5 protein-coding genes are annotated in these 5,360 nt (G+C 69.6%); 2 read left to right on the forward strand and 3 right to left on the reverse strand.

Annotation, left to right across the window (positions count from 1 at the left end; translation table 11 throughout):
* The coding region (locus QSK31_RS48230) for a hypothetical protein (RefSeq protein WP_285691947.1) at nt 1-414 on the reverse strand (414 nt) is incomplete at its 3' end.
* Between the two features lie 141 nt (nt 415-555).
* On the opposite strand from QSK31_RS48230, the gene QSK31_RS48235 reads away from it, so the two are divergent.
* Together QSK31_RS48235 and QSK31_RS48240 are read left to right on the forward strand one after the other, a co-directional pair.
* The gene (locus QSK31_RS48235) at nt 556-1,197 is read left to right on the forward strand and encodes a response regulator transcription factor (protein WP_285691948.1); all 642 of its coding nucleotides are present in this window, start codon (nt 556-558) and stop codon (nt 1,195-1,197) included.
* Entirely contained in the window at nt 1,197-2,204 is a 1,008-nt protein-coding gene (locus tag QSK31_RS48240; protein WP_285691949.1) for a CE1758 family FMN-dependent luciferase-like monooxygenase, read from the forward strand. Before QSK31_RS48235 ends, QSK31_RS48240 begins: the two co-directional genes overlap by 1 nt.
* Nucleotides 2,205-2,208: 4 nt before the next feature.
* On the opposite strand, the gene QSK31_RS48245 is transcribed toward QSK31_RS48240, so the two are convergent.
* Nucleotides 2,209-3,084: a hypothetical protein gene (locus QSK31_RS48245; RefSeq protein WP_285691950.1), complete on the reverse strand. Its 876-nt coding sequence runs from the start codon at nt 3,082-3,084 to the stop codon at nt 2,209-2,211.
* A 155-nt stretch (nt 3,085-3,239) separates the two neighbouring features.
* Complete coding sequence (locus tag QSK31_RS48250; protein WP_285691951.1) at nt 3,240-5,111, reverse strand: RHS repeat domain-containing protein; 1,872 nt, start codon at nt 5,109-5,111, stop codon at nt 3,240-3,242.
* Nucleotides 5,112-5,360 lie beyond the last annotated feature (249 nt).

Genomic DNA, 5,360 nt, shown 5'->3' on the forward strand with positions numbered 1-5,360 from the left:
GACCGGAAGAAGGCGCCGCACGGAATCGTCCACCCGCACGACCTGACCAGCCACGGTGTCGGGCACATCCGTCATGGCCGGCAAGTTGATATCCGCACCCAACGACCGGCGCGCCGCGTCCAGCACAGCGAAGTCATCGACCAGCGTGAACGACCCCGGATCGAACAACGACACCGTCGGATGCAGATCCCGGCTCAGCTCCCTGTGCAGATAGCTCCTCAGCTCCGCGAGAAACTCCATATCCCGCAAGTCAGCCGAAGACACGAAGAGGGTTGTCGCGGGCGCCGGCACCCTGGTACCGCTGACCAGGTCCAGCAGCCGACGGTCGATAACATCCGGATCGGACCCGCGCCGCAACACCGCCTTCCCCGCCTCGATCAGAACCGGGAAATTCGCGCAGTCAGCCTTCGCCACATCCCCCAGTGTCAGCCCACACCCGGGTACACACCCACGTCCCTCTTCAAGGCACACCAATGCCGCACCCCACCGACACCATGAACCACCACGGCCCAGCACCCGTTACAAGACGAGACCCGCGGAAAGTGTGGAGGAACCATGTACCAGGTGGCGATCGTCGCGAACCATCCAATCTTCCGCGCAGGCATACAGAAACTCGCCGCCGACACCGGCCAGACCCACGTCGTGACCGCAGTCGGCTCAATACAAGACCTCGACCCCACGACCAGCCCCTACGACACAATCGTGCTAGACCTGCCACGGCTGACGGTAACCGGCCTGGACACCATCACAAAGGCCTCAACAATCGGCCCACCCCTGGTCAGCTCAGTATGGGACGGCTCACCCTCCCTGCTCGCCACGATCCGCGCCGGCGCGATGGGCTGCATCAGCCGATCCACCGAGCAGACCGACCTCCAAGACGCGATCCGGGTCGTCGCACGAGGCGGCTTCTACCTGTGCCCCCGCCTGGTCGGACGGTTCCACTCGGAACAAGCAGGCCGCGCCGACGACGACTCCGGTCCACTCGCCCCGCGCGAGATCGAGACCCTGCGATGGATCGCCTCCGGCTTCACTCACGCGCAGATCGCCACCCGGATGGGACTCGCACAGGCCACGATCAACACCTACGCGAAACGAATCCGCGCCAAGCTCAAGGTAAGCAACAAGGCCGAACTGACCCGGATTGCCATCGAACTCGGCCACCATTCCGAGCCACACCGTAGCCACCCGGTCGTCTGATGGAACTCGGGGTCTACAGCATCGGCGACCGCACACCGGACCCGCGGACCGGACGAACGCCGAGCGAGCGGGAACGACTCGCCGCGATGGTGGCGATTGCCCGACGCGCCGAGGAGGCCGACTTCGACGTATTCGCGGCCGGCGAGCACCACCAGCCGCCCTACGTCTCCTCGGCCCCCGCGATGCTGCTCGCGCACCTCGCCGCAGTCACCGAGACGCTGACGCTGAGCACAGCGACAACGCTGATCACGACCAACGATCCGGTACGCGTCGCGGAAGAGTACGCGCTGCTGCAGCACCTCTCCGGCGGGCGCGCCGACCTGATGCTGGGCAAAGGCAACGCAGGCCGGACGTTCGGCTGGTTCGGCTTCGACCCGGCCGACGGCAACGCCCTGACCGCGGAGAACTACGCTCTGCTGCGCCGGTTGTGGCGCGAGGAGTCGGTGAACTTCGACGGCAAGTTCCGCGCGCCGCTGGCCTCCTTCACCTCGGTGCCGCGCCCACTGGACGGCCGGCCGCCACAGGTCTGGCACGCGGCGGTGACCAGCATGGAAGCTGCGGACCTGGCCGCCGCGCACGGCGACGCGCTCTTCGCGAACCACATCTTCTGGCCGTCAGAACATACCCGCCGGCTGGTGGCTCACTACCGGGAACGGTTCGCGGCCGCCGGCCACGGCCCCGCCGAGCACGCGAGGGTCGGGCTCGGCGGTCAGGTGTTCGTCCGTCCCCGCTCCCAGGACGCGATCCGCGAGTTCCGCCCGTACTTCGACCACGCCCCGCTGTACGGCCGGGGGCCGTCGCTGGAGGAGTACTGCACCACCACGCCGTTGACCGTCGGCAGCCCGCAGCAGGTGATCGACCGGGTGCTCGGCTTCCGCGAGTACGCCGGGCGCTACCAGCGGCAGCTCTTCCTGATCGACCATGCCGGGCTGCCGCTGGGCACGGTGCTGGACCAGATCGACCTGCTAGGCGCGGAGGTGCTGCCCGTCCTGCGCCGCGAAAGCTGAATCCTCAGCACCGCAGGACAGCCGCGGCGATGTCACCGATTGCCGCCTTCTCCAAGTCGTCGCTCCTGGACCGCTGGTAGGCGCCGAGGGCCTCGACAAGGAGGAACTTGGTCGGAAGATCCAGACGATCGCGGTACGTCGACGAGAATGTTTCCAATTCGGCCGGGCTGAGCCCATTCGGCACCCGATCGACCAGTTTCAGCAACGACACGGTGAAGTCACTCGTCCCGGCCTCGCCCGCCGCCGCGTCGGTCGTGGTCGCCGCCTCCGCCGCGACCATCTCGGCCAGTACCGCCAGGCTCTCGCCTTTGTCGCTCAACTTCGTGGCGATGTCGAACAGCACCCCGGGCCGGTCCGCCGGCGACGCCGTGACGAACCGGCCCACCGCGTCCGGAAGGCCCAACCGCCGCAGCAGGACCTCAGACCTCAGCAGTCGCACGGCCCCATCCGGCCCGGGTGCAGGGTCACGGTGCAGGATGTCACGCGCGCTGGGCACATCGAGAGGATCGCCCAGCCTCCGGAGGGCGACGACAACCCGATCGTAGGTCGACAGCACACGCTGAAGGCGATCCGCGTCGGCGACGGACTCGACGGCCGCGAGTTCCGCACGGAGCTGCTCCCACAACTGGCGGAGAACATCGCCCCGATCGCCGTACTCGCTCAACCGGCCGTGCAGCCGCTGGTGCACGTGGTTCAGCCAGCCCATGACTCTCGTCCGGGCGACGTCGAACCGGGCCGGATCGTCCCGCGGAACGTCGGCGGATCCCTGTCGGCGAGCGACCGGCCCGTTGTTCCGGCGCGGCGGCCGCGCTCTCCGGTCCGGCAGCGACGCCAACTGCCCGCGGACGTCCCGCAGCGTGACTGCGTCCGGAGAGAGCACCGGCACGATCATGGACGGGCTGGCGGCCTGCGTATGCCACGCGCGAACGTGCGCGGAAAGGCCGGCCGCCGGAGGACTCGGCGACGGCGGGCTCGGACGCGGCGAGTCCGTTTCGCCCGGCGGCCTGAGCCAGGAAAGATCGAGCTTGCAACTGGTCATCGTCGCCACTCCTTGTCCGTCGGACCGCTCCGCGCGGTCGCCGCGCCGGACCGTCTGCTGACCGAACCGGATGCCACGCGCCGGTCCATCGGCGCGGCGGTCACCCATCCCGCCGGGCCGGCGCGACGCTCGACCTCCCGGCCAAGCAGGTCGTAGGTCAAGTCGGTGATCTCACCGGCCGCATCGGTGTGCTCGATGAGCTGTCCCGCCGCGTCGTAGGCGTACCGCTGGGTGCCGCCGCCGAAGTCGGTCTCCGCGATCATCCGGCCGTTGAGGTCGTACGTGTACCGCCACGTCTCCCCCGCCGGGTTACGGACGGAGACCAGACGCAGTTCGGTGTCGTACTCGTACTCGGTGCGGTTGCCGTCCTCGTCGATCTCGGCGACCACCAAGTCGAACGGCCCGTACTCGCGAGACGTCCGCCGACCGGCCGCGTCGACCCGTTCCACCAGGTTCCCCTCCCCGTCGTAGACGAATTCCTCCACGCTGCCGTCGGGGTTCGCCTGCCAGGCCAGGTCACCCTCGACGGTCCAGCCGAACTCGGTGACGCCGTCGTCCGTCTCGATGGCGACGGCCCGGCCGAGCTGGTCGTACTCGTAGGACTTCTCACCGCCGGCGTCGCTTTCGCTGGTCCGGGCGGTGTCGCCCACATCGGTCCCGGCGATCGCCCGGCCGAGTTCGTCGTACGTGGTCATCGATCGGCTTCCGTCCGGTCGGGTGATCGCGGTCGGCCGCCCGTCGGCGTCGTACTCGTAGGTCGTGGTGCGGCCCAGCGCATCGGTCCGCGACCGCAAGCGGTAGGCGTAGTCCCACTCCTGGCGCGTCGTCGCGCCATACGCGTCGGTCTCCGCCACCACCTGCCGGAGCTCGTTGAGCTCGTACCTGCGCACCGCGCCGAGCGAGTCCGTCACGACGGTCAGGTCGTCGGAGTACTCGAACCGGTAGCGCAGGTAGCCACCCTTACCGTCGGTGCTGACACAGCGACCGGCCTGGTCATAGGTGTACGTGTACCACTCACCGTTGCGGTCCTCCCACCGCACGATCCGCCCGCCGGCGTAGTCGAACCGCTCCGGGTACTCCGAGGAGTTGACCACCGCGACCAGATGGCGGTCCCGGTCGTAGCCGAAGCGGGCGGCGACGACCATGGCGCCGTCCTGCCCCGGCAGCCGCAACGCGGTCAGCAGACCCCCGGACGAGGAGAACTCGACCGTCGCGCCCGCCGAGGAACGCAGCCGTACAGGTGTGCCGTGGCCGTCACGGTCGACGGACCACCGGACGCCACCGACACCGTCTGCGGTCCGGCGTCGGCGGTCGGCCGCGCGGCGAGCGTGGGACTCTACGGGCGCATGCCGCCGCCCGGATCGGCGACCAGCACACCGCCGGCCACCAGGGCGTCGACGGTCCGGCCGTACTCGTCGAGCCGGCCGAGGTTGCGTCGGCGAACAGCGCCAGCTCATCGACGCCGAAGCGGGTGACCGCGGCCATCGTCGCGATCCGCTCCGCCACCGGACCACGCGCACGCACCGCGGCGACCAGCCGATGGCCGGCCGGCAGGGCGATCGGGACCCGCGGGCGCAGGCCAGCGCCGTGGTCAGTCCGGGAGCGTCGTCCACGTCGTCGGCGATCAAGGCCGGCGTACGCCGGCCGATCAGCCCGAACGCGGCCAAGGTCTGCTGGGCCAGCGCGGCGAGACGACCAGCCACATCGGCGTCAACCGGCTCGGCGCACAACGCGCCCAGCGCACTCACCGGCCGGGCCAGCAGCGGGTCGGCGACCCGCTCGTACCGCGTACGCAGAACCTCCAGCACGGCGGCGAACCCGGCAACCGCGCCCGGCGCCCCCGGCCGCGACACGCGCAGCACGGCCACGCGAACGACTCCCAGCTTCGCGCGGCGGCCTCCAGCAGGACGGTCCGCCCGCTCCCGGCCTCGCCGACGACCAACGCTAACGGAAGCCGGCCCGAGTCCGTTCATGCGATCGTCTGATTCCGTCTCCGTCAGACTGCACCGTCAGCACCTCGAGACTGCGAACTGGACGGCCTGGGCCTGCGCCCTCTGCAGATCGGTCCGCGGCCGGGACTGCTGCTTGCCGAGCTTCTCCAGGAGGCGATGTTTCTT

The sequence above is a fragment of the Actinoplanes sp. NBRC 103695 genome, assembly GCF_030269485.1.
Lineage (GTDB): Bacteria > Actinomycetota > Actinomycetes > Mycobacteriales > Micromonosporaceae > Actinoplanes.

What these genes read in the sequence shown, in the direction of transcription:
- QSK31_RS48235 (WP_285691948.1), top strand. Translation starts at nt 556, where the DNA reads ATGTACCAGGTGGCGATCGTCGCGAACCATCCAATCTTCCGCGCAGGC.
- QSK31_RS48240 (WP_285691949.1), top strand. Translation starts at nt 1,197, where the DNA reads ATGGAACTCGGGGTCTACAGCATCGGCGACCGCACACCGGACCCGCGG.